Here is a 23,321-nt window from a genome sequence, read left to right as displayed (position 1 = left end):
GTCCTGTAAGTGGTTGAGCTGCGGCTCTGGTAGTCGTGTCCGGTGGTTGGTCGCGGTGAGTTGACGGATGAGGCGTGGGCGGTGATCGAGCCGTTGCTGCCGCCGGTGCAGGGCGCTGATCGGCGGTGGCGAGATCATCGCCAAGTCATCAACGCGACCTTGTGCAAGCTGCGCACCGGTGCGCCGTGGCGTGACCTGCCCGAGCGCTACGGCTCGTGGAGGACTGCCCATGAGCGGCTGCGGTTGTGGACCAAGGACGGCACCTGGGGTCGGATCCTTGAGCGGGTGATCGTCAAAGACGACGCCGTCGGCGATCTGGAGTGGATCGTCTCGGTGGACTCGAGCGTGGTCCGGGCGCACCAGCATGCTGCGGGTGCCTTGAAAAGGGGGATGCAGCGACGAGATCGAAGTCCTCCCCCCTCGACGGGGAAGGACTCGGGCGGTCCCGCGGCGGGCTGAGCACGAAGATCTCTCTCGCTGTCGAAGGGCGAGGCCTGCCGATGCGTATTGTGCTCCCCCCAGCCAAGCGGGAAACAATCCGCAGCTGTTGGCGCTGCTTGAATGGCATCAGCGTTGCCCGGATCGGATCTGGCCGGCCCCGCTGTCGGCCGGAGACGGTGATTCGCGGACAAGGCCTATTCGCATCCCTCGACCCGCCAGGCGATGGCTCTTGCACGGCATCGGCGCGGCCCACGACCGCCCCGATTGGCGCGCCGAGGCCGACGACGTTATTACCCTCGTGCTGGACGGACTGCGCCGACCGCACTCGAACGGATAGCTTGCGCGATTCGCCCGCCGACCATCGCAGCCAAGCCGGACCACGTGAGTCGGTCGGCTGGTGGATGATGTCTAGGTCGATGCCGGGCGGCGGGCTATGGTCCACTGTGGATCAGCGGAGCCCACAGGTCCGGTCGATCGGGAAAGTTCGCGCGAAGTTCCCGGGTGACTTCACGCAGCGCGTGGGGCGCGTGGCCGGCGTCTGCTGTAGGGGGCATCCGGCGGTAGAACGTCCGGGCGGCGGTCGCAGCGGTGGTGTCGTCAAGCGGCCAGAGACTGGCGATCACGTGGCGGAAACCCAGGCGGTGGAAGGCAGTGGCCAGATTGGTGGACTCGTCGGCCAGGGCGCTGCCGCTGTGCCCCGTGGCACAGGCCGACAGGTAGGCGAGCTCCGCGTCCGCCGGGGGCAGGCCGGCCAGGTCGGCGATCGAGATCAGTCCGTCGTGCAGGTGGAGGGCGGAGGTGGACGGCAAGTCGGCCCGGAGTTGGCCCGTCGTCGCGTGACAGGCGAAGTGCGCCCACGTGCAGTCCGGCAGCGCCGTGCGCAGATTGTCGGTGGTCGCGTCGATGTCGGTCAGCACGCGAGCGTCGGGGATCGCGGTCAGCTCTTCCGCAGTGCCGGGCAGGCTCGGCTGGCCCGGCGTTTCGCGCATGGCCAGTACCAGCGCGCGCCGGTTCGTGGCGGGTTCTCGCCGGCGGAGCCGGTCGAGCGTGCGCAGGTTCGGCACTGTGGAGCTGACCACTGCGTCGAGCGCGCCGTGTTCACCCGGGTATCCGGCGGCGTGCAACGGGAATTGGCCGATTTCTCCCAGCCCCAGCCACCAGACACGCGTGAGCCCGTGCGCGGTCGCGACTTCGAGAACCGGGCCGACCGTCGTGTCCCACAGCCAGGTGAGCAGCTCACCGACGACACGAGCCCTCGCCAGGGTCGTGGTGAGGCCGGCGGGCTGGTCGAGAACGTCGAGGAGTGCCGTCGCGCGGGTGTTCACGTCGCCGGCCTTCAGACCCGGCAGGGGCACGTGCACCGGCGCCAGGCTGCCGGGCACGAGCACCAGCGCGTCCGCGCGCGAGTGCCCGGCGCCGATGACGATCGCGCCGGGAAGGTGTTCGGCCGGGGTAGACGGGAAGTCGGGGTGCCCCGTGGTGACACCGCGGCCGCGCTCGGCCACGGCGAGCGCCGCGACGGTGTCCCCGACGGCGCACTGAGCGGTCATGGCCTCCGAAACCAGGCCGCGGAAGGGCACGAGCCGGATCTCCTGCTCGGGCTGACGCCGCTCGGGCGAGGTAAGTGCGGGCAAGTCGTGGACAGCCAGGGTCAGCTGCTGTGCGGCGAGGTCGTGGCGTTCGGCCGCCGCTGCGAGCAGACCCAGCCGGAACCGCGCCGTCACCCTGTCCTGGGGCGTGGCTCTGGGGGCTGCCGCGGCCAGCCGGTGGACCAGCTCTTCGACGGTCGTGGAATCGACCTGACGGCCGGCATGCCATGCCCTGACCAGGAGTATGCCGGTCAGCGTGTCCAGCCGACTGGCCACAGCCGGCGATTCCGGTGCCGTCAGCTCGAACGAGCGCTGCGCGAGGTCTTCGGCCAATCGCACGTCGGCCGGCGTTCCGGTGTCGCTCTGGTAACGGTCGGTGTACCGGCCGGCCAGCTCGAGCAGCCGCTGGGGCAGGGCCGGGTCGTCGCCGGGCAGGAGACCGACCGCCTCGGCGTTCAGCTCGATCGCCTGATCGAGGTCGGCTGGGTCGCCCGAGACGTGGTATCGCAGCCGGTGGACCCACGCCAGATCTGCCGCGAACCGTGAACGCGCTTGCGGATCGTCCTGGCACGCGACCATCGGCGCTTCCAGCACGGTGATGGCGGCGTCGAGAGCGGCGTGGTCGCCGACCAGGGTCGCCCGCATCCGCAGTTCCACCCCGAGTTCGTAGAAGGCTTCCGCGCGCTCACGGACATTGGCGGCCGGATCGGTCGCTCGCCGCGAAAGGACGATGGCCCGGTCGAGGTCCGCCTGATCACCGGTCAGCTCGCAGCGCATCCGCAACGACCGGGCCAGCAGGAGCTGGGCCGCCCACGAACCGGGTTCGCCGGCCACCAGGCGTTCGCCGATCTCGATGGCTGCCGTCAGGTCGGCGGGATCGCCGGACTCGACGAAGCGGTTCTGCAGCGCCTCGCACCGCGCGTCGTCAGGATCGATCATCGCCGGGTACCGCGCAGCTTGTCCGTGAACTCGACGGCCAGCTCGCGAAGAGAGTCCAGCAACACCTGGTGGCTGGTGTGGTTCGGGTGGAGCGGCCCGCCGCATTCGACGGATTCTTCCGCCAGCGCCAAGGCCTGGTTGATCGCCGCCACCGATCCGCCGTGCGAGGAGTGGTGGAGCAGCGCCAGCGCCAGGTGGTAGGTGGCGGCAGAGCGATTGCGGTGGCCGGGAGGAGTGGTCGCGACCGCCTGCCGGCCGATCGAGACCGCCTGGCTGAGGTCCTCGGTCTTGCCGGTGTGTTCGAAGCGGGCCCGCAACGCGTCACAGAGGTTCGACAGCATGATCGGGACGTCTGCGCGGTCCGCCGAAGCCGCGATGCGCATCTCGGCGATCGCCTCGTCCAGGTCGGCGATGCGCTTGTGCAGGTGGAACTGCTCCCGCAGGACGTTCGCGATGTTGCCGTGGACCGCGGCCCGGTCCGGCCCGTCCGCCGGCATCAGGGCGAGCGCTTCCCGGTGCAGCGGCATTGCCCGGTCGAGGTCGGCGGGCAGACCGCCACGACGGAAGCGGTTCACCAGCGCCAGCCCCAGGTTGCTCAGGACGGCGGGGCGTTCCGGGGCGGCCGCCGGGAGCGAGGCCAGCACGCTTTCCTGCACCGTCACGAGGGCGTCGACAAGCAGAAACCGGTCGTCGAACTGGATGGCGTTGAGCAGGCGCGCGGACAACTCTAGCTGCGCCCGCACGTCGGTCTCGGCGCCGACGAGCGCGGTCAAGCCGTCGGGCAGCCCCGCACGCCAGTGGAGTGGGAGGGGGGCCAGAAGGATGACCGCCGAGGCGAGGTCTGCTTCGTCGTCCGTGGTTCCCGTCGGGCAAAGCATGGCTCGCAGGTAGTGCAGCTTCGCCGCGACGTGCTGGTTGTGGTTCAGCTTCGACTTGGCTGAGCTGTCGAGACGGCGCTTGGCCGCGATATCGGCCCGCATCTCTTCCAGGGCGACAAGTGTGGTGGTCACGGAGTGCTCAGTGGCGGTACGGAACGCTGCGGACCGTTCCGCGTCCGGATCGCGGTTCAATTCCAGTTCCAGGCGAATCGCTTGTTCCTCTGCGTCGCGCAGAACCCGACTTCCGAACAGCCTCATGACGATCCCCCTCGACACCAAGCAGCTACACTACGTCACTGTAACCAATCGGCGGCCGGTTCACCGGCGAATGCTGAGGCCGGAGGTGGAATCGATGGACGTGGCGGAACGGATGGCGCTCACCTCGTTCTGTGCCGAACTGCCGATGCTGCGGGCTGAATGCGCACGCCATTCTCCGGCGAAGTTGACGCTCCTGGCGGACATCGAAGAGCGCGCCAAGGCCCGTGAGCCGATCCTGCCGCTGCTGGCCGCGCTGCTCGGCGCTCCGGCCGGAGAGGTCTCCCGCGCCCTCGGGACCGCGCTGCCCGGAACCGGTCCGGGGCGGGCCGACGAAGAGTCGTTCGGTTGTCCCGACGGCGTCTGCGGCCGCGTCGAGCAGGTCCTGCCCGCCGGCCGCGTGCCCTCCTGCCGGTTGGACGGCCGGCCGATGGTACGACGCTGAGCCATGCGGACCTTCTTCGACGAACTGGCCAAGAAGCTGGCCGAGCGGTGGGTCACGCTGCTGGTGCTGCCGGGCGCGCTGTTCGCGATGGCCTGCTGGGTGGGACTCACCCTGGGACACACGCGCGCCCTCGACTGGTCGGCCGCGTTTTCGGCCGGCGTCGCTGCGTTGGGCCGGATCCCGCCCGCAACGCAGCTGGTTCTGGTGATCGGCGCGCTGCTCGCGTTCGCCGGCGTCGGGCTGGCCATCCAGCTCCTCTCCTCCGTGACTCGGCGGTTGTGGCTCGGCCAGTGGCCTGAACCGCTGCGCCGGCCGTTCACCCGGCGCCGGCGAGCCCGCTGGCATCGCCTTGTGGCCCGGCGCCGCGCCGCGGAAGCCGAGCAGTCCAAGGAAGAACGCACGGCCGCACACCAGCAGGACATCGACAGGCTGGCCGCGCGCGCCAACCGGTTCGCACTTGCCGAACCGGGCAGGCCGACCTGGATGGGCGACCGGGCGCACGCGGTGGAGCGCATCGCCGACGACAGGTACGGCCTCGACCTCCGGTTCGCCTGGGCACGGCTGTGGCTGCTGCTGCCGGACTCGGACCGCGCGGCGATCGGCGCGGCGGACACGGCGTTCACCGGTGCGGTCACCGCCGGCACCTGGGCGGTGCCGTACCTGGGCCTGGCCGTCTGGTGGTGGCCCGCGGCCATCGTGGGCGTGTTGGTCGGCATGGTGGGCTGGGCCCGCGGCCGGACAGCGATGGCCGACTTGACCGCGCTGACCGAGGCGACGTTGGATCTGCGTGGCCGGGACCTGGCAGTAACGCTCGGCGTGGCCGGTCCGGACACGTGCGGGCCGCTGACTCCAGCCGAAGGCCGGCAGATCACGGGAATCACCCGGAAAGGCCGCTGACGCGGCGCCTACGGAATGCGCAGCGCGCGAGCGGGGTGGTGTCGTCGTGATTCCGCCGGGGCACTGGCCCCGCGAAGGCTCTGGAGTAACACGTCGACGCCGGCTGCCGACTTGGATCCACCACCAGACCCGGGGCTGCAGCACCCGCTTCCGGTGCACCGTGCACCGCCAGATGCCTCGCACCCACGAGCAGCCCGATAGGTCGTACGCGGCCATGACTAGGGTGCCGGTCAGATCAGGCTGTTCGGAAGATGATGGTTTGCGTGGTGCTCCGACGGGGCTGCGCAAAGGCTGGGAACGGGACCGGCCAGCGGTTTTCTGCGGACGTGGAGGCGTCCGGTGGCCAGTCGGCGATCGGCTCCGTGTCGGTGGGTTGGGCGAATGCGCGAACGCTCTAGGCGGAGTGCCGGCTGTCCCACGACGACACGTAACAGTCCAGGTCGACAAACCGACACATGTCTGTCCACATCTTCTGGTCGCAGCCCAGCCATGCTGTCGTGTTACAGAACATGGCCGGGAAACGACAGCCAGGTGGAGTATTGCGGGGGCGCGTGAGGATGAAAACCGACCGGCAGGTGCGACTGCGCGCTGACAGTCGCACGATCCGCATTGGGGACGAGGTGCTGCGGTACTCCGGGGTCACGGTGCTGCGCGTCGAGAACGGCAAGCTGATCGGCCAGTCGTGGGTCCCGCTCGGCGCAGACCCCAGCTATGCCGACGACGAGACCCTCGTCGCGACATGGCACGCAGCACTGCGATGGAGCCACGTTGACGACATCGCATCCAGTCCTGTGACGAGTTCGACGGCTTCGGTGACATCTACTGGTTTACCTGCGAACCACCCGAGGACACCGACCTCAACGCGAGCGAGGAGACCGTGAAACTCGTCGTCGACATCGTCGCCCGCCGCATCCCGCGCAAGTTCGGACTCAACCCCCGCCGCGACGTGCAGGTCCTCGCACCGATGCACCGCGGACCGGCCGGCGCCGGCAACCTCAACACGATGCTGCAGGAAGCCCTCACCCCGCACCGCGACGACATCGGCGAGCGCCGCTACGGCGGGCGTGTATTCCGGGTCGGGGACAAGGTCACCCAGCTGCGCAACAACTACGACAAAGGCACCGCCGGGGTCTTCAACGGCACCCTCGGCGTCGTCACCGCCATCTCAGCCGCCGACCAGACCCTCACCGTCCGCACCGACGAAGACGAAGAGATCAACTACGACTTCGCCGAACTCGACGAGCTCGGCCACGCCTACGCCGTCACAATCCACCGCTCCCAAGGCAGCGAATACCCCGCCGTGGTTCTGCCGCTGACGATGTCGTCGTGGATGATGCTGCAACGCAACCTGCTCTACACCGGCATCACCCGCGCCAAGACACTGCTAATCCTCGTCGGCTCCGGCAAAGCCCTCGCCGCCGCCGTCCGCACCCCCGGCGCCGGACGCCGCCACACCGCCCTCACCCACCGCCTCCAACCCAGCTGAGCGCACGCGACCGCACTCCTGATCGACACGATCGGCGCCGCAGGCATCTTCAAGGACGCGCGGGCAGTTGCCGGCGTTCACGTCGCACGGATGAGCTACGCGTCGGCCGTTGCCATGCAACCGGATCTTCAGGATGCACATCGACCCCTGCTCGACGACCCAAGAGCCTGGAAACGTCGTGGATCGCCGCAGCGGGCGCCTCTGAGGAACTGGATCACCAACGCGAGGGTTTGGCATCGGTCGAATTTCGTCCGACCGATGCCACGACCATCGGTCCGCATCGATTCGATCCGTAGATCTGAATCGGGCGCCGCACTGGCGAAGGACTGTGTGCGTGTGACTGGCCAAGCTATCTGTCACTTGCGGGGTGAATCATCCAGCAAGTTGGTCACTTTGGATCGCGCTACTTGTCACCAGTTGACCACGATAGTTGTCACCAGGTGCCGGCATGCGCGACACGCGTACGGACCCGGCAAGGCGTTCCGGTGGGACTGGTACTGGCACAGCAAGCGGTCGACGGCCCAGTGCGATCGGCGATCGTCGAGGTGCTGTCAGTACGGGGCGTCGTCCGAGTGGCCAGCCGAGTAGGTTGGTCCGACCGGACTTCATGCGGGGAGGCGTTCATGACATCGACGGAACAGGGTCGGACGCGTTCCCCTGAGCAAGCTGGGCAGTTCCGGGTAGGCCTTCTGGCTGCCGGTGCTGCCTTGCTCGGCGCGGCGATCGGCGCCGTCGCCGGGTTCGGTGGGGCCATTTACCAAGCCGACTCGCAACGGGACCTCGCGCTGCGGCAGGAACGCGAGGCAGCCTATGTGCAAATGAACCTCGCCTTCAACCGATTCGAAACCGCCGGAACCACAGCGCCGGGCACACTGTGCGCACGAGTGGATAACCTTGACGAGCCGTATGCGACGGTTATGCTCCTCGGGTCCGGCGAAGCGAGCGCTCACGCCAACTTCGCGATCCAGTCCGCGCAGAAGGCGTGCACGTCGGTCAAGGCGGGCAAAGCGGGCACAGCCGACATCCAAGGGTTCACTAACAGTGTCGTCGCGTTCCTTGCTGCGGCACAGAAGGACTTGGCTCGCTGACACCGGGCCGCGTGCGGACTGAAGCCGACCGTTGCATCCGGTTGGTATTGGTCAGCGCCCTGCGGTAACAGATAATGCGGTCAAGTGACAGATACCGTGGTCAGTCACAGTGCGGAGCGCCGGTCCTCAGGCGTTTCCGCTACCCGCCATACTCGAGCACATGTTCCGTAGTTGCTAGTGTCTGCCGGTGCGCACCGGGAGCCGGTGACTGCCGCGCGCACGCCGGGGTCCGCGTCGGCGGCCAATCCTTCCCAGACGAACGAGGGCGTGCCGTGCCCGTGGGTGGCGGCGGCCTTGCGCACCTGCGGGCTGGGATCGGCCAGCACCCGCGCCCACCGGGCGCCGTCCTGCGGGGAGATGCCGTTCACGACCGCGGTCACGCGCACGATCGGCGCGGGATCCTCAAGCGGGTCGGCCAGTTCGGCTCCGCCCCTCCCGGTGTCGGGCAGGGCTGGGTGGCCGGCGGCCGCGGAGAGCGCGGCCGCGACGTGACTGTCGAGCACGTGCACTCCGGCGCGGCGGGCCGCGGCGCGCACCCGTGGCGTGGGGTTGCTCAGCAGTGCACGGCGGGACGGCCATGCCGTCTTCGGTCTCCGGCAGGCGGCGCAGGTGGTCGTTGCGGGCCAGGGCGACCAGCACCGCGGTCTCGGTGTCGGCGACGAGCTTGGTTGCCGACACCTCGCCCTCGGCGTAGCGGTGGCGCGGGCCGGGGGTCCGCGGGAACGCCTGCGCGGCCAGTGCCCGGCGCCGGGTGTTCGACGACGTGGTGAAGGTACGCAGCAGTGTGCCCAAGACGGCGTGCGCGCCGTCGGCGTGGTCGCTACCACAGGCGTTCTTGCACGCGCGAGAGCGACTACCGACAGCCATGTCGAGTCGACGAGATAGGTACCGGGCGTTGCTTTGCAACCGGATCTTCAAGGGTGCGCCCATCCCGGACGTGACGACTGAGAGCCTGCGAACTTCGTGGTGGTCGCAGCCAGCATCCTTGAGGAGCTGGATCACCGACGAGGGTGTGGCATCGGTCGAGTTTGCTCCACCGATGCCACCCCGTCGGATCCGCGTCGATTCGATTCGTTGACCTAAGTCGGGCGCCGCACTGGGGAATGACTGTGTCCAGAACACGGGTTATCCACACGTGTTATCCACGTCGTGTCGGTCCTGTGGGCAGGTTCACCTGGAAGGATGAAGTCATAACGCGGCAACTGGGCTGAAAGTGGCGACCTTCCCGCAGAGCGCCCCCGGCTCCAGCCGGTCATTCCCTCGTCGTAGCGGCCGCGGGTCGCAACGTGGCTATGACCGGGCGGGCGATGCGCCTGCCCCCAGCGACAAAGCGCACCGCCCGCGTGGGATGAGTCCAGTACCGAGGGGGTGGGGGACCTCGACGGACTCACCGACATCTCAAGATGCCACATATCGGAGTAATCGGACACGTCCAGTCGTGTGTTCCACGTCCGCAGACCAAGTCGGTCGAAGAGCAGCGTCGCGTCGCTGGCGGCTTGACGGACCGGACGCCCGCCGGGTCTTCAGCGACACCTCGGGCGCGGTAACCGCGACCTCAGCCACTGACCAGACCCTCACCGTCCACACCGACGACGACGAAGATCGACTACGCCATCGCCGTACTTGACGAACCCGGCCACGCCGACGCCGTCACCATCCACCGCTCCCGAGGCAGCGAGGCGCATTCCAGCGGCTACGGCCGTGCTGCAGCCGCGTGATCCGAGTGCGTCCCACAACCGATGGGCGAAATGCCCACCCAGCCTTTCCTGAGTCGCCGTGCTACTACTCCTTCCGCGGACTTGTCGATCGTCGAAGACGCACTTCTGTCTGGTTTGCCGGACATCCGAGCACCATGCGCGCCGCGTGCGGTGTGGGCTCGCTCGCGGTGCTAGGGCTGACACCCACCGCAGCGCAGAGCACTGAACCTCGCACCCGCTGTCACCGATCAGGGTGTTGACCAGCCCAAACACGGCAAAATTGGGCTAGTCGGGTTACCGTCGAGCCAGGCGATGATCCCTCGACCTCGGGAGGCCGGCCATGGCTGTGCGTGCCGCCTCTCGCGTGCCCGAGTGGATCACGCCGATGCTGGCCAAGCCCGACGGCGACCGGCTCCGAGCCGGTGCCGAGTGCGCGTATGAGTACAAGCTGGACGGCTACCGGGCCCGCATGCAGATCGCCCCCGACGGCACCACCGTGCTCACCAACCGCAACGGCATCGACTTCACCCACGAGTTCGCCGACCTCGCCGGCGTCCTCGCCCCCGCCCTCGACGGCCGGGCAGCGGTGCTCGACGGTGAGATCGTCGTCTACAACGACGCCGGCCAGATCGACTTCGGGCTACTGCAGGAACGCCGCGGCCGCTACCAAACCCACCGCAGCTCCCCTCGCCGCGACCAGCCTTTCAAGGATGTTCCCGTTCGGTTCCTCGCCTTCGACCTGCTGCAGCTCGGCTCCACGTCGCTGCTGCGCCGACCGTACGAGGACCGCCGTGGTCTGCTGGCCGAGCTGGCAATGCCGGACCCGTACCGGATCTCGGTCGTACGGCAGTTCACCTTCACCGAGCTGGCTGCCGATCGCCGCACCCCGCAGGACCTGCTGGACCACGTCGCCGCTACCGGACACGAAGGCCTGTTGTAGCCAGAGTCTGCTGTTGACCGCTTGACTGCATTCCCCAGGCCACACTCGGAGGACATCAACTTCTTCAGCACTATGGAGGTCCACATCGACGGTAAAACCGTTCAGCTCGATCCCGGCGGTCGGTCCGCGGTTGGCCGGGGTCGGTACGCGCAGCAGCTTGGCCAGCCGAGCCACCTTCTTGAACCGGCCGGTGTGGTAGATCCCGGCCACGGCGCCGGATCGGGCCCGGCACGGCGAGCCGGGCTGTACCCCGCACCGGGGGCACGGATGCCGTTCGACTTCCTCGGCGTCGGCGGTCTCGGCGGGTTCTGGTTCGCTGTTCACCTCCGGATTTCGCACAAGGCAATTCTCAGAACCCCTCCGACACTCTGTTTGTGCGAGAACAAGTTCTGAGAAGAATCCGGCCGCCCCGGCCGCCGGTTAAGTCCATTGTGGACACGGTCTGCAGAATCGAGCGTTTCTGAGACACCCCCGATAGTGTCGCCGGTTTCTCAACCGTCAGGTTGACAACACGAGGGGTGGCCGTCTACGGTCTTATTCAACCGATTAGTTGAGGACGGACGGATGGTGGATGAGAGCACGGAGCGGCTGAATCGAGCGTTCGCGGCACTGGCCGACCCGACCCGGCGTGACCTGGTGGCCCGGCTAGCCGGCGCGGACGCGACGGTGGGCGAGCTGGCCGAGCCGTACGACATGAGCCTCCAGGCGGTCTCCAAACACCTGAAGGTGCTCGAGGAGGCCGGACTGGTGACCCGCAGCAAGGATGCCCAGCGCCGGCCGGTCCACCTAGACGCGGAGGTGTTCGACCTGATGACGAAATGGATCGAGCGCTATCGCCAGCAGGCCGAGGAGCGCTATCGACGCCTCGACGCCCTGCTGGGCCACATGGCTGACAACGCAGACCACACACCAACCCGTAAGGACGCATCATGACCATGACCAAGCACGAGACCGAGATCGTGGCGGACGAGAAGTCCCGACGATCGAGATCATCCGGGAGTTTGACGCACCTGCTGAGCAGGTGTTCCGCGCGCACGTTGACCCTGAGCTCTACGCGCGATGGGTCGGGCCGCGCTCGGTCACCACGAGGATCACCCGGTGGGATGCGCGCACAGGCGGCGCGTGGGCCTTCGCCAACGAGCGGGACGGTGAGCAGATCGCCTCTTTCTTACGGCAGCTTCCACGAGGTGCGGCAACACGAGCGGATCGTGTGGACTTTCACCTACGAAGGCGAGCCTGACGCAGTCGCACTGGAGACGCTGACCTTCGAGGAGATCGAGGGCGGGCGTACACGGCTGAGGGTGCTGAGCGTGGTCCGGGATCTCCAGACCCGTGACGGCATGCTGTCCAGCGGCATGGACGTCGGGGTCAGCGAGGGCTACGACAAGCTCGACGAGCTCCTGGTGAACCGCGCCTGAGACAACACCAGCCGTGCGGGCAGGGAATCCGGCAAGACATTGACAGACGAATCGTGAACGAGGAGGTCATGACATGACGGCGATCGTCCCCATCGAGGCGGAGTCCATCGACGGCTACGACGCCCCGGACCGCCCGTGGTCGCAGGTGCAGGCTTGCCTGGACCAGGATGAAGGGCGGGTGCGTCGCGCCTGGCTGTCCACCACGTGCCCGGACGGTACGCCCCACACCATGCCGCTGAGCGCCATCTGGTTCGAGGGCGCCTTCTACTTCAATTCCGGCGCCCGTACCCGAAAAAGCCGGAACCTGGCCGCGAACCCGCGCAGCGTACTCAGTTTCTCCGGCGGTGGATTCGACCTGGTCTTCCAGGGCGTGACCAGCCGGATCACCGAGGAGCCCACGATGGACCGACTGCTGGAGGTCTACCGGGCCAACGGCTGGCCGGCGCGCGTGCAGGACGGCCAGTTCTACGCACCGTTCAGCGCGCCGAGCGCCGGGCCGCAGCCGTGGAACCTGTATCGGATGACCGTCAACACCGTTTTCGGTCTGGGTGTCGAGGAACCGTACAGCGCGATGCGCTGGCGGTTCTGAACCAGGGCGAACAGGCCCGTGGCGGGTCTGCCATACGATGAGGAGGATGGGATGCGTCGGGTAACGTCGAAAGACGGCACGTCGATCGCGTATGACCGGTTCGGGGATGGTCCGGCGGTGATCCTGGTGGGCGGCGGCATCGTCGACCGGTCGGAGAACGCCCCACTGGCTCCGGTGCTGGCCAAGCATTTCACTGTGTACAACTACGACCGTCGGGGCCGCGGCGACAGCACAGACACCACGCCCTACGCCCTGCAACGCGAGTTCGAGGACATCGCGGCCCTGATCGACGAAGCCGGCGGCACGGCGTACCTCTACGGCGTGTCCTCGGGCGCGGCGCTGGCCCTGGAGGCCGCCGCCGCGGGCCTGCCGATCGCCAAGGTCGCCGCCTACGAGGTGCCCTACGACGTGTCCGAGGGCGCCAGGCAGCGGCACCTCGAGTACACCGAGAAGGTGCAGTCGCTGCTGGCCGACGACCGCCGGGACGACGCCATGCGGTTGTTCATGCGGTTGGCCGGCGCTCCTGAGGAGGCCATCGCACAGGCGCACCACTCGCCGATGTGGGCCGGTTCGATCGCCGTCGCGCACACCCTGGCCTACGACGCAGTATGTCTCGGCGACGGCACCCCGCCGACCGAGCGGCTGGCCACCATCAAGCAGCCGGTGCTGATGGCCACCGGCGGCACCACCGACGAGACGATGGCCGGGCTGGGCGCCGGATTCTTCGACGCGGCCGCGGACGCGGTCACGGCCGCCATCCCGGGGGCCGAGCGAGCGATCATCCCGAACCAGGGACACGTTGCCGACCCGGAGGCCGTCGTCCCGGTCATCACCCGCTTCTTCAACGCCTAGAGAAACTGCCCGGCCGCCGCCACAAAGTCCGGCTGCTGTGCGCGTTTCACGACCACGCGGTGTTCGGCGGCACGACACCCACCACGCCGGAGGAGGACAACCCGGACGGGCATTGAATCCCGTCTCCGGTGCACTGTCACGATCTACCTTCAAGGCAATAGACCGCGTCCGCCGCGCTGAGCTGACCGGTCACGCGGTGGCCTGACCGGTCAGCTCAGCCTGCCGCAGCGGCCGGTAGCCCACCAGGTCGCGGACTTCGTCGATGGGGAAGGTGTAGGTCCCATACGGGTTGACGTGCTCCATCAGCGCCGGAGACAAGTGCGCCAGCACCTGGGGTTCGCAAGAGAGTTCCTACACGAAATACCGACCCATGCGGGCCCGGACAACACGGCACCACGCGCTTGATCTCGAGCTGGCCGCACGTCGGTCCCAGCCCGGTGCAGGCGCCGGTCCGGTCGGTCCTTGCGTGGTCGAGCTCAGCTGCGTCGGGCTGGTGCGGCTCGCGGCAGGCGGGTGACCTGCTGTGCTTCGGCAAGCGCGGTGTGCAGTCGGGTTGTCGCACTGTGTCGTGACGACTTCTCGATCGTCGTGACAGCGCGGGGCGGGAGCGACTGTGGCCGCGTGACGCTGGCTCGCGGTGGTGTTAAGAGACGTGAGACGACGTGGGTGTCCCACGTATCGGATGCGGCATGATCACCGCACCCGAGATGACCTCGGGCTGGGTGGGAACCGCTCCGCAGTGGAACATCGGAAACGAGTCATGCGGACGCCGCGATATAAGCAGCGTGGACGATGAACAGGCACTCTCGCCCCGCACACGTGAAACGCTGTCACCTCGCACCTGGTGGCGGCTCACCGCGTTGATTTTTGTCGTCACCGCGGTACTCGTTCTGGTGCTGGGGTGGGGTGCTACTCGGGGTTTGAGCGGAAGCGACCTGGTCACTGCCCGCTTCGACGCGGTGAAGATCGCGTTGAGCGTGGGCGCGGCAGGCGGCGCGACGGTCGGCCTGTATCTGGCGTGGCGCCGCCAGCGATCCGCCGAACAGGTCGCCTCCGACAACCGTCACGACGGTGAGCAACGCCGGGTTACCGAGCTGTACGCCAAGGCCGCCGAAATGCTCGGCGCCGAACGGGCGGCAGTGCGAATGGCTGGGCTGTACGCACTCGAACGTCTCGCACAGGATCAGCCGGCCCAGCGGCGGCCGGTAGTCAGCCTCCTATGTGCCTACCTGCGTATGCCTTATCAGGACCCGGATGAACTGCAGATCCGCTCCGAGAACCAGAGCGTTGTCGAATCGAACGCACACCTGCGACGTGAGCGGCTGGAAGAAGTGGAAGTCCGGTACGCGGTTCAAGCCCTGCTCCGCGTTCACGTTCACAGCGGCCCGGAACCCGGCACTGCGGCCGCTCCCGAGTACTGGGGTGACGACCTCGATGTCTCGCTCATGGGTGCCACTCTGCTCAACCTCAACCTCCACGGACGCGACTTCACCCCTCAACGAGATTTGCCCATGCGACCTTCGTCGGACCGCAGCATTTTGTCGACGCTACCTTCAGCGGACCCACCCGGCTCTCACAGACGACGTTCAAGGACGAGGTGACTTTTGAAGGCGCTACTTTCGCCTTCCGAGCGAGGTTCGACGGAGCCACGTTTCTGCACAAGGCGTCTTTCGCTCGCGTACGTGCTGCCCACGGCTTCGACCTGAAGGGCGCCCGCGCCACGACGGCGAAGGGCCACGTGTGGCCGGAAGGATGGTCGGTCACGCGGACCGCATCCGGATCGACTACCCCAGCGCTCGCCGAGATCGTCAAAACTCCGGTCTGCTGATCATGGAGTCGGCGATCTCGCCGTCGATGCTCGCGGGCAGCGCCTGCAGCCCGCGGACCCGGGCCTCGTGCATCGCGTTCTCCATCACCGTCGCCGCGGTGTCACCGGTGGTGTTGTTCAGCGTCGTCGTCGCGTTGACGAGGTCGTCGATCTCCATGGCCGCGGAATCCAGCAGCCACCACCGACAGAATCGGCTTGACTGCCGGCACCGCCGCCGGAGTTCACCCGGTTGTGTTGACGTCCGCGGGCCAGATGTCAGCGGTCGATCGCCGCGGCGAACCGGGCGGCGTTGCCACCCTTCCCGCAGCACAGGCAGCGGAAGGTCGCGGGTGCCGGCCGGACGATGAACGCCGGCACCGGAGATCCGCAGAACGGGCAGTCACCACGCAGCTGGTGACCGGTGTGCGGCGCGAGCGTCACATGCCGGCTGACCACCGCGACGATGTCGCCGGGTTCGCCGAAAGCCGAGTCGACGATGGTGGTGGCGGGCACCCGCGTGAACGGGATCGTGGGCACCCAGCGGCCCGCCCAGGCGGCTGGCCGCGGCGCTGGCGATGCTGGCCGCGGTCGCCGACCTCGAGGACGCGCTCGCCGCGGCGAAGGCCTTCGCCGTCGCGGCCGCGGGCGAGGCCGGCGCGTTCCACGGCGACGTCGCCGCCGCGCTGGGCGTCAGCCGCCAGGCCGTCTCCGACCGGCAGTGGCACACCTGGCCTCCCATCGGGGATGGCCGGTCGCGGGTACGGGGGCGCGCGCAGCCGGTGGACATCCCCGAGCAGCAGCGCCGCCGCACCGAGCACCTCACCGCGGCCGCGGGGCTCGCGGCCACGCTCGGCCACGCTCGGCGGCGATCGAGCTTCGCCGCACCATGACGCCCCGTGGTCCGACCGGGGCGCGACCGTTGCCGCCGATCGAAGACGGGCTGTTCTGACCCGCAGGTAGGTGACCCGGCTCAGAACCAGGCCGCCGGGCCTTGTCGTGGGCAGCAACTGCACTGGTGACGGCGGCGTTGCTGTTCACTGGCTGACTGGAGGGGTAACCGCAAGGGCGCGGTCGCCGCATGCTCGGCGCACGAGCGCCGCGCGAGACATAGCCGCCCGGCTCGGCCTCGGCACGGCCCCCTGGCTGGTCCCTGCTGCTGAACGGCACCTGCGGCCAGTACACCGATCGGTCGGTGCTCGCCGCGCCGGCCGCGGTCAGCAGCGTCACGCCGCGCGGCCCAGTCGAAACCGTGCAGCTGCACCGGCCGCCGGGAGCGACGTAACACGGAGGGGCGGCGATGATCGCCGCTGATCGAGGTCACGACGGCCCGCGCGAGCCCGGTTCTACGCAAACGGGCGTCGTTGCTAGGCGACGGTGTCATGCGGGCTCGCTGGGTGCCGGCGTGAAGGACAGGACCGCTGAGGATCTGCAGTTCAGCTGGCCTGCGGGCGAAGCGAGTCCGCGCATCGTTGGTGCCTCATGAAAACGCCGACCTGAACCGGCGCCGATTGAGTGCTGAAGTTCGGTGTCCCCGGAGTGCTGGTCGGCTTTGACAGCAAAGCCGGCGAGGGCAAGGTCCGCAGCGGGGTGGGGAACCGCACCACCCGAACACCGGTGCCTTGGGAGGCGAAGTTCCGGACCGGCAGCTTCACGAAGACCTTCGTGGCGACGACGCTGCTCCAGCTCGTCGGCGAGGAAAAGCTTTCGCTGGACGACACCGTGGACCATTGGCTGCCTGGCCTGGTCTCGGGTAACGGCAACGACGGCACCAAGATCACCGTCCGGCAGCTTCTGCAGCACACGAGCGGGCTACCCGACTACACCCACTTCATCCCGTGGCTCGGCGACAAGACGAAATTCGAGCAGGAGCGCACCACGACCATGACCCCCCGAGAGGCCATGGCCTTGGCCATGACGTCCGCACCGCTGTTCCAACCGGGGACGTCTTGGAGCTATTCGAACACCAACTACCTGCTTGCCGGCCTGATCATCAATACCGTCACAGGTAACAGCTGGCGCGACGAGGTGACCAGGCGCATCATCAAGCCGCTCAAGCTCGATGACACCTTCCTGCCGGGAACGAAGACGACGGTGCCCGCCCGGGCACGCCATCGGCTACCAACGGTCCCCGGCGACGGAGCAACGGCCGAGGATCCCAAGTTCGGTGACGAAATCGACGCGACCGCGATGAACCCGTCGTGGGCGAACGCGGCCGGCGAAATGATCAGCACCGTCGACGACACCAATCGGTTCCTGCGCGCCTTGATGAGCGGCAAGATTCTCAAGCCCGTCCAGCTCACGCAAATGCGCACCACCGTCGACACGAACGACCTGTTCCGGAAGATCCTGCCGGGCGTGCGGTACGGGCTGGGCATCATGTACGTCCCGAACTCCTGCGGCGGTTCGTGGACGCACGACGGCGACATCCACGGCTTCAAAACCCGCAACGGGGTGACGTCCGACGGTTCGCGTAGCGTCGTCGTGTCCATCAACACCGACTCGCCGAAGCCGGATCCGGGCATCGAATTGCCGGCGACAGACCTTGGGTTCGACCTCGTCAACCACGCGCTCTGCGGCCCTGACACGGGATCGATCCGCTGATGCTGACGCTCTTCGCGGAGCTCCGGACCGGTGCCACCCGAGGTACCTCCACGCTTGAAGCCCTAGAACGCCCGGGGCGGCGCGGTCCGTCCGGTGAGCAGGGGGCACGCATGAGGGGCAGGCTCGCCGTCAACCCCGTCGGCTACTGGCTGACCGACGGGGTCGCCGACCGCAGCAAGCGCGTGCTGGGTGCCGCGTACACCGAACTGGCCGAGATCGGGTTCCGTGCGGTGAAAGCCGACGTCCCCGACGATATGGACGCCGCGGAGTACCTGCCGTGGCTGACCTCGTTCGGGCCGGAACCTGCGATCAGCCTCTACAGCGGCACGTTCGACGATCCGGCGCGGCATGCCGAGCAGGCCGAAGCCGCACGTGTGTTCGCGGCGCACCAGGCGTCGTTCGGGCAGGCCTACTGCATGATTTCGACGTTCGGGCCGGGGACGCCGCGCACGGACCGGCCCGCTGTCGGTGCGGGATGCACCGCGGGCAGACTTGCCGCGGTGGTCGACGGAGTCGGGCAGGCGTGCGCGGCGATGCGCAGCGAAGGTGTCACGGCGGCGCTGCACCAGCACGTAGGCGGCTGGGTGGAGACCGAGCACGAAGTCCGCACCGTGCTGGGCGACATCGGGCCCGATCTGCTCGCCTTCGGGCCCAACGTCGGACACCTGGCCTGGGCCGGCGTGGACGTGCCGTCGTTCCTGCGGGCCTACGCCGACCGGATCGTGGCCGTGCACATCAAGGACCTGTTCACGGCACGTATCACCGGTGCCGCCACCGACGAACCGGACTACCGGCGCGCGACCCGTCCAGGGCGGCTCTGGGCCGAGCCGGGGCGCGGTCGGCTCGACCTCGCCGGATGTCTCGCCGCGCTGCCGGACCGCTTCGACGGCGATCTCATGATCGAGGTCGACGTACCGGCGCTGCCGCTCCGCGAAAGCCACGAGACCGCCTACGACTGGGCGCTCGCCGTGCTGCCGGAGTCGGTACGGCGGTGAGGGGCGCTGCGTGTCGCCGCTCCCTCGGCGGCGGCACGCGGGCCCGGTCGGCCCAGGCCCGCAATCACAGACCCGCCGCACCATTACGGTTCCAAAGCGGCGAAGCCAATCCCGAGTAGCGGACGCAGTCCTTGAGCTTCGCCTCCGGTTCCGCGTCCGAGAGCGGCGCTCGACAGTTCCCGCGCGGCACGTCGACCCGCGTTTCCCGGACCGAGCCATCGGCGAGTTCGAGGCGGATCACCGCGTAAGCCTGGTCCCGTCACCAGCCGGCTGGAGCGTCCTGTTCGCCTTCACCTCGTTCACCGCCGACGCCGACCCGGCGGGAAGCCCCCGTCCGGCACGGCAAGGTGCTCTGGCCTGCTGACGAGCCGCAATCCCGGCGGTCCTGACGAAAGGCAGCAGCCCGGGGCCTTCGTCCCGGGTGGCACTCACCAGGGCGCCAGGCTGCGCGGCAACCGGCCGGCAACGGAATCGACGCTCGTGGCCACACCCGCTCCCTCCTCGCTTGCCTTGTTCGGCGGGACGCCGGCTGGGACCGGGCTGCGACGCCACCGGGACCGCACGCCGACACGGGCGCGGCACAGTCGGCGCCATGAAGCAAGTTCAGCCGACCGAGGCCGCTCGGTTCGCCGGTGGGCGCCGGCCGCACCTGCCCGCCTTGGACGGGTTGCGCGGGGTCGCGATCCTCGGCGTGCTGTTGTTCCACGCCGGTCTCCTGCCCGGTGGTTTTCTCGGGGTGGACCTGTTCTTCGCCCTATCCGGCTACCTGATCACCGATCTGCTGCTGCGGGAGATCGACGCAACCGGTGCCGTCTCGCTGGTTGCGTTCTGGGGCCGTCGCATGCGCCGCCTGCTGCCCGCGCTGGTGACCGTGCTCGGCGGGGTGACCGTGCTGGTGTGGGCGGCAGGCCCGCCGGACCTGGCGCGGACGACCCTTGACGACGGCCCGTGGGTGCAGCTGAACCTGCTCAACTGGCACCTCCTCGCCGAGTCGGCGGGCTACTGGGACCGCTTCGGGTCGCAACGGGTCTTCGAACACCTGTGGAGCATCGCGGTCGAGGAGCAGTTCTACCTCGTGTGGCCGCCGGTGCTGCTGATCATCGCCCGGTACGCGCGACGGGTCGCGGGCTGGGTCGCGGTGGTCGCGACAACGGCCTCGGTCGGCTCGCTGGTCCTGATGATCACGCTCGTCGACCCGGCCGATCCGAGCCGGGTCTACACCGGCACCGACACCCGGGCGTTCTCCCTGCTGCTCGGCGCGGTCATCGCCACCGGGCCGGTGCAGGCCGCGGTGGCCCGGGCGACCGGCCGGTGGTCGTGCGCCGTCGCTGCGCTGCTCGCGGCCGGTATCGGCATCTCGTGGTCGTTCACCGACGGGACGAACTCGCGGTGGCTGTTCACGGGCGGGCTGTTCGCACACTCGCTGGCCGCCGCGCTGCTGATCGGGCTCTGTGCGCGAGCCCCGGCGACATGGGTGGCGAAAGCCCTGGCCTGGGCGCCACTGCGGTGGTTCGGGCTGATCTCCTACAGCCTGTACCTGTGGCACTGGCCCGTATTCGTGCTGCTTTCCCCGGAACGGACCGGGCTGGACGGCCGGCTCCGCGCGATGGCGGTGCTCGCGGTGGCCATCGGCGTGGCCACGCTGTCGAAGTACCTGCTCGAGGACCCGATCCGGTTTCGGGCCCGGTGGGCCAGGGGCCGGAGCGGGGTGCTGGCGTTCACCGCGGTCATGGCCGGGACGGCCGTGCTGTGGGCGGTGCTGCCCGCCCCGGCCCCACCCGTCATCGACATCACCGGGCTGTGATCAGCGGACAGGTCCGCACCTTGTCCGACTCCGGGGTGGACTGGACGAAGCGGACCTGCACCTTCGTGCGCCGGTCCCCGCCGACCTGCACGTGGACACCCAGCGCGGTGCACACGATCTGGTCGATGCCCAGCGGGGTCACGTCGTCGATCGTCAGCGGCACCGACAACTGGAGCACGCCGGTCGTGGGCGTCACGTAGACCCTTGTCACCGGTGTCGGAGCTATCTCCGTGTGCGGGTCCGAGCCGCCGGGCACGCTCAGCAGCAGCGCCAGCGCGTCGGAGATCGAGCCCAGGTGACCGGTTTTCCGCAGCTCGGGCCGGAGCTGCTCGTGCGCGTCGACGAGGTACAGCGTCATCCCCGGCGCCACGCCGGTCGGAGCCTCGCCCCCGTCGGCCACGTCCGAGGGCCGGACCCCGCAGCCCGCCAGCAGGAACACCGCCAGCGCCGGCCAGATCCGTTTCACAGGTCCTCCCGATTCCGCGGCAGGGACAGGACGAACCGCGCGCCGCCGCCGTCGGCGTTGCCCGCGGTGAGGTCGCCGCCGTGCAGGCGGGCGTTCTCCAGCGCGATCGCCAGCCCGAGCCCGCTGCCCGGGGTGCGGGTGCGCGCGGCGTCGGCCTTGTAGAAGCGGTCGAACACGTGTGGCAGCACGTTTTCGGGTAGTCCCGGGCCGTGGTCGGTGACTTCGATCCGCACCTCCTCCCGCGACCCCGAGACGGCGAGCCGCACCGGTGGCTCCCCGTGCCGCAGCGCGTTGCCGACGAGGTTGGCCACGACGACGTCCAGCCGGCGCCGATCCAGCCGCAGCCGGATCCCGCCTGGTGCCACCAGGTCGACCCGGTCCAGCCAGCCGCGGGCGCCCAGGGAGTCCCGCACGGCGCCGGTCACATCGACCTCCTCCGCCCGCAGCTGCGCGGTGCCGGCGTCCAAGCGGGCGACCTCCATCAGGTCCTCCACGAGCCGGACCAGCCGGTGCGTCTCGACGATCGCCAGCTGCGCGGACTCCCTGGCGTCCGCCTCCATCCCGTCTGCCGTGGTCGCCAGGACCTCCACCACCGCCGTCAGCGTGCTCAGCGGGGTGCGCAGCTCGTGCGAGACGTCAGCGGCGAACCGTCGGGCCTCCGCCTGCATCCGGTCCATCGCCACCATCGACGTCTGCACCGACTCGGCCATCTCGTTGACGGTGCCGGTCAGGTCGGCCAGCTCGTCGGCGCCCCGCGGTGGCGACCGCGCGTCCAGGTCGCCGCCGGCCAGCCGGCGCGCCGTGTCGCGCAGCTCGCGCACCGGGCGGAGCACGCTGCCCGCGGCCAGCAGGGCCAGCAGCACCGCCAGCGGCAGCGCCACCGCGGCGGTGACGACCGCGGACCTGGCGAGGCCGTCGACCTGCTGCTCGACGTCGGCGAGATCCTGCACGGAATACACCTCGATGCCGGACGGGGTTCGTGCCCCGTCCGGTGCGGTGATCATGATGGGCGTGCCGACCACCAGCCATGGCCTGCCCCCTGCCTCGATCCGCTGCGCAACGAGCCGGTTCCGGCTGCGCACGGCGGCGCGCAGGCCGTCGGGGACCAGGTCGGTGCCGGTGCCGTCCGCAGACCGCAGGTCCCGGTAGGTCACCACGGCGTTCGCACCGGCCGCGGTCCGGAGCCGATCGAGCGCGTCCTGGTCCGGCGGATAGGTCAGCTGCGGGGTGATCGCGCCGAGCCGGCCGGCGAGGCCCTCGGTGATCCGCTGCTGCGTCGAAGTCACCAGCGCGGTGCTCGCCGATCCGGCGCTCGACCAGGCCGCCGCCGCGGCACCGAGCACGGTCACCAGGACGAACGCGACGACCAGCCGGGCGCGCAGTCCCCGCGGCCGAAGCCGCGGTGTTCGACGTCCGGACCCTGGCAAGCAGGTCCTCATACCGGTCCGAAGCGGTAGCCGAACCCCCGCACCGTCTGCACGTACTCCGGGGTCGCCGGATCGGCCTCGATCTTCGCCCGCAACCGCTGCACGCAGTTGTCGACCAACCGCGAGTCGCCGAGGTAATCGTGTTCCCACACCTCTTCCAGCAGCTGCTGCCGGCTGAACACCCGGCCGGGAGCCCGGGACAACGTCAGCAGCAGCCGCAGCTCCGTCGGCGTCAGCGGAACCGGCTCCCCGCGCGCCGACACCGTCAGCGACGTGATGTCGATGCGCAGGTCGCGGTGCACCCGCACACCGTCCGGGGAGCTCGTGCCGCGGCGCAGCACCGCGCGGATCCGGGCGTCGAGCACGGCGGGCTGCGCCGGCTTGACGACGTAGTCGTCCGCGCCCGCCGACAGGCCGCCGACGACGTCGAAGTCGTCGCCGCGCGCGGTCAGCATGATCACCGGCACCGACCCGACCGCCCGGATGCCGCGGCAGACCTCGAACCCGTCGATACCCGGCAGCATCAGGTCGAGCACCACCAGGTCCGGCGTGGCCGAGCGGAACTCGCGCAGGCCGTCCTCGCCGGTCTCCGCCGTGCGGACGGCGTGACCGTGCCGGCCCAGCGCGAGCTGGAGCCCGCGCCGGAGCAGGGGGTCGTCTTCGATCAGCAGAATCGCCGCCACGCGTCCAGTATGGACATCGTGGGC

24 protein-coding genes and 2 pseudogenes are annotated in these 23,321 nt (G+C 69.1%); 16 read left to right on the top strand and 10 right to left on the bottom strand.

The features are described 5' to 3' along the window. Positions 1–42: 42 nt before the first annotated feature. Complete coding sequence (locus tag AB0M83_RS27070; protein WP_364521175.1) at positions 43–459, top strand: IS5 family transposase; 417 nt, start codon at positions 43–45, stop codon at positions 457–459. Positions 460–670: 211 nt separating this feature from the next. Further along, positions 671–778, top strand: a pseudogene (locus tag AB0M83_RS27065) (TetR/AcrR family transcriptional regulator); the annotation flags it as partial. A 94-nt stretch (positions 779–872) separates the two neighbouring features. Here the strand turns inward: AB0M83_RS27065 and AB0M83_RS27060 are convergent. Together AB0M83_RS27060 and AB0M83_RS27055 are read right to left on the bottom strand one after the other, a co-directional pair. After that, a complete protein-coding gene (locus AB0M83_RS27060; RefSeq protein ID WP_364521174.1) occupies positions 873–2,969 on the bottom strand; it encodes a CHAT domain-containing protein in 2,097 nt (698 codons plus the stop codon). Further along, positions 2,966–4,105 carry a hypothetical protein gene (locus AB0M83_RS27055; RefSeq protein WP_364521173.1) on the bottom strand — a complete coding sequence of 380 codons (1,140 nt, stop codon included), beginning with the start codon at positions 4,103–4,105 and terminating at the stop codon, positions 2,966–2,968. Before AB0M83_RS27055 ends, AB0M83_RS27060 begins: the two co-directional genes overlap by 4 nt. Positions 4,106–4,199: 94 nt before the next feature. On the opposite strand from AB0M83_RS27055, the gene AB0M83_RS27050 reads away from it, so the two are divergent. From AB0M83_RS27050 to AB0M83_RS27035, 4 genes are all read left to right on the top strand, one after another. Beyond that, complete coding sequence (locus AB0M83_RS27050) at positions 4,200–4,547, top strand: hypothetical protein (RefSeq protein WP_364521172.1); 348 nt, start codon at positions 4,200–4,202, stop codon at positions 4,545–4,547. Between the two features lie 3 nt (positions 4,548–4,550). Beyond that, complete coding sequence (locus AB0M83_RS27045) at positions 4,551–5,444, top strand: hypothetical protein (RefSeq protein ID WP_364521171.1); 894 nt, start codon at positions 4,551–4,553, stop codon at positions 5,442–5,444. An 877-nt stretch (positions 5,445–6,321) separates the two neighbouring features. Then, positions 6,322–6,930, top strand: coding sequence for an ATP-binding domain-containing protein (locus AB0M83_RS27040; protein WP_364521170.1), 609 nt, complete (start codon positions 6,322–6,324; stop codon positions 6,928–6,930). Between the two features lie 623 nt (positions 6,931–7,553). Further along, positions 7,554–8,018: a hypothetical protein gene (locus tag AB0M83_RS27035; protein ID WP_364521169.1), complete on the top strand. Its 465-nt coding sequence runs from the start codon at positions 7,554–7,556 to the stop codon at positions 8,016–8,018. Positions 8,019–8,122: 104 nt separating this feature from the next. Here AB0M83_RS27035 and AB0M83_RS27030 read toward each other — a convergent pair whose 3' ends face one another. Next, on the bottom strand, positions 8,123–8,521 hold the full coding sequence (locus AB0M83_RS27030) for a hypothetical protein (RefSeq protein WP_364521168.1): 399 nt from the start codon (positions 8,519–8,521) through the stop codon (positions 8,123–8,125). A gap of 1,534 nt (positions 8,522–10,055) precedes the next feature. On the opposite strand from AB0M83_RS27030, the gene AB0M83_RS27025 reads away from it, so the two are divergent. The 5 genes and pseudogenes from AB0M83_RS27025 (at position 10,056) to AB0M83_RS27005 (ending at position 13,514) form a co-directional block, all read left to right on the top strand. Beyond that, a complete protein-coding gene (locus AB0M83_RS27025) occupies positions 10,056–10,655 on the top strand; it encodes a hypothetical protein (protein ID WP_364521167.1) in 600 nt (199 codons plus the stop codon). A gap of 567 nt (positions 10,656–11,222) precedes the next feature. Then, a complete protein-coding gene (locus tag AB0M83_RS27020) occupies positions 11,223–11,588 on the top strand; it encodes a metalloregulator ArsR/SmtB family transcription factor (RefSeq protein WP_364521178.1) in 366 nt (121 codons plus the stop codon). Beyond that, positions 11,585–12,073 (top strand): annotated as a pseudogene (locus AB0M83_RS27015) (SRPBCC family protein). Before AB0M83_RS27020 ends, AB0M83_RS27015 begins: the two are co-directional and overlap by 4 nt. 73 nt (positions 12,074–12,146) lie before the next feature. After that, positions 12,147–12,662 carry a pyridoxamine 5'-phosphate oxidase family protein gene (locus tag AB0M83_RS27010; RefSeq protein WP_364521166.1) on the top strand — a complete coding sequence of 172 codons (516 nt, stop codon included), beginning with the start codon at positions 12,147–12,149 and terminating at the stop codon, positions 12,660–12,662. Positions 12,663–12,713: 51 nt separating this feature from the next. After that, a complete protein-coding gene (locus tag AB0M83_RS27005; protein WP_364521165.1) occupies positions 12,714–13,514 on the top strand; it encodes an alpha/beta fold hydrolase in 801 nt (266 codons plus the stop codon). Between the two features lie 189 nt (positions 13,515–13,703). On the opposite strand, the gene AB0M83_RS27000 is transcribed toward AB0M83_RS27005, so the two are convergent. After that, positions 13,704–13,832: a hypothetical protein gene (locus AB0M83_RS27000; protein WP_364521164.1), complete on the bottom strand. Its 129-nt coding sequence runs from the start codon at positions 13,830–13,832 to the stop codon at positions 13,704–13,706. 1,279 nt (positions 13,833–15,111) lie between these two features. On the opposite strand from AB0M83_RS27000, the gene AB0M83_RS26995 reads away from it, so the two are divergent. Further along, positions 15,112–15,342, top strand: coding sequence for a hypothetical protein (locus AB0M83_RS26995; protein WP_364521163.1), 231 nt, complete (start codon positions 15,112–15,114; stop codon positions 15,340–15,342). Here the strand turns inward: AB0M83_RS26995 and AB0M83_RS26990 are convergent. Both AB0M83_RS26990 and AB0M83_RS26985 read right to left on the bottom strand, forming a co-directional pair. Beyond that, positions 15,323–15,499, bottom strand: coding sequence for a hypothetical protein (locus AB0M83_RS26990; RefSeq protein ID WP_364521162.1), 177 nt, complete (start codon positions 15,497–15,499; stop codon positions 15,323–15,325). The genes AB0M83_RS26995 and AB0M83_RS26990 overlap by 20 nt on opposite strands. Positions 15,500–15,597: 98 nt before the next feature. Further along, positions 15,598–15,858 carry a CHC2 zinc finger domain-containing protein gene (locus AB0M83_RS26985; protein WP_364521161.1) on the bottom strand — a complete coding sequence of 87 codons (261 nt, stop codon included), beginning with the start codon at positions 15,856–15,858 and terminating at the stop codon, positions 15,598–15,600. Positions 15,859–15,896: 38 nt separating this feature from the next. On the opposite strand from AB0M83_RS26985, the gene AB0M83_RS26980 reads away from it, so the two are divergent. The 3 genes from AB0M83_RS26980 to AB0M83_RS26970 all read left to right on the top strand — a co-directional run bounded on the left by AB0M83_RS26980 (position 15,897) and on the right by AB0M83_RS26970 (position 18,917). Further along, entirely contained in the window at positions 15,897–16,211 is a 315-nt protein-coding gene (locus AB0M83_RS26980) for a hypothetical protein (RefSeq protein WP_364521160.1), read from the top strand. Between the two features lie 622 nt (positions 16,212–16,833). Continuing rightward, the gene (locus tag AB0M83_RS26975; protein ID WP_364521159.1) at positions 16,834–17,922 is read left to right on the top strand and encodes a serine hydrolase domain-containing protein; all 1,089 of its coding nucleotides are present in this window, start codon (positions 16,834–16,836) and stop codon (positions 17,920–17,922) included. 110 nt (positions 17,923–18,032) lie between these two features. Then, the gene (locus AB0M83_RS26970) at positions 18,033–18,917 is read left to right on the top strand and encodes a sugar phosphate isomerase/epimerase (protein WP_364521158.1); all 885 of its coding nucleotides are present in this window, start codon (positions 18,033–18,035) and stop codon (positions 18,915–18,917) included. Positions 18,918–18,981: 64 nt separating this feature from the next. Here the strand turns inward: AB0M83_RS26970 and AB0M83_RS26965 are convergent, their stop codons facing one another. Beyond that, entirely contained in the window at positions 18,982–19,158 is a 177-nt protein-coding gene (locus tag AB0M83_RS26965) for a hypothetical protein (RefSeq protein ID WP_364521157.1), read from the bottom strand. A gap of 351 nt (positions 19,159–19,509) precedes the next feature. Here AB0M83_RS26965 and AB0M83_RS26960 point away from each other — a divergent pair, with 351 nt between their 5' ends. Next, on the top strand, positions 19,510–20,721 hold the full coding sequence (locus AB0M83_RS26960) for an acyltransferase (RefSeq protein ID WP_364521156.1): 1,212 nt from the start codon (positions 19,510–19,512) through the stop codon (positions 20,719–20,721). On the opposite strand, the gene AB0M83_RS26955 is transcribed toward AB0M83_RS26960, so the two are convergent. From AB0M83_RS26955 to AB0M83_RS26945, 3 genes are read right to left on the bottom strand one after another with little or no spacing between them, the layout of a single operon-like run. Then, positions 20,708–21,187, bottom strand: a complete 480-nt coding sequence (locus tag AB0M83_RS26955) for a hypothetical protein (protein WP_364521155.1) — start codon at positions 21,185–21,187, stop codon at positions 20,708–20,710. The genes AB0M83_RS26960 and AB0M83_RS26955 overlap by 14 nt on opposite strands. Further along, positions 21,184–22,626, bottom strand: coding sequence for a HAMP domain-containing sensor histidine kinase (locus tag AB0M83_RS26950; protein WP_364521154.1), 1,443 nt, complete (start codon positions 22,624–22,626; stop codon positions 21,184–21,186). Before AB0M83_RS26950 ends, AB0M83_RS26955 begins: the two co-directional genes overlap by 4 nt. Next, positions 22,623–23,297, bottom strand: coding sequence for a response regulator transcription factor (locus AB0M83_RS26945; RefSeq protein WP_364521153.1), 675 nt, complete (start codon positions 23,295–23,297; stop codon positions 22,623–22,625). The genes AB0M83_RS26950 and AB0M83_RS26945 overlap by 4 nt, the downstream gene beginning before the upstream one ends. Positions 23,298–23,321 lie beyond the last annotated feature (24 nt).

The organism is Amycolatopsis sp. NPDC051106 (genome assembly GCF_040682775.1).
Classification (GTDB): domain Bacteria; phylum Actinomycetota; class Actinomycetes; order Mycobacteriales; family Pseudonocardiaceae; genus Amycolatopsis.
This window is presented reverse-complemented; position numbering and strand designations above follow the sequence as displayed.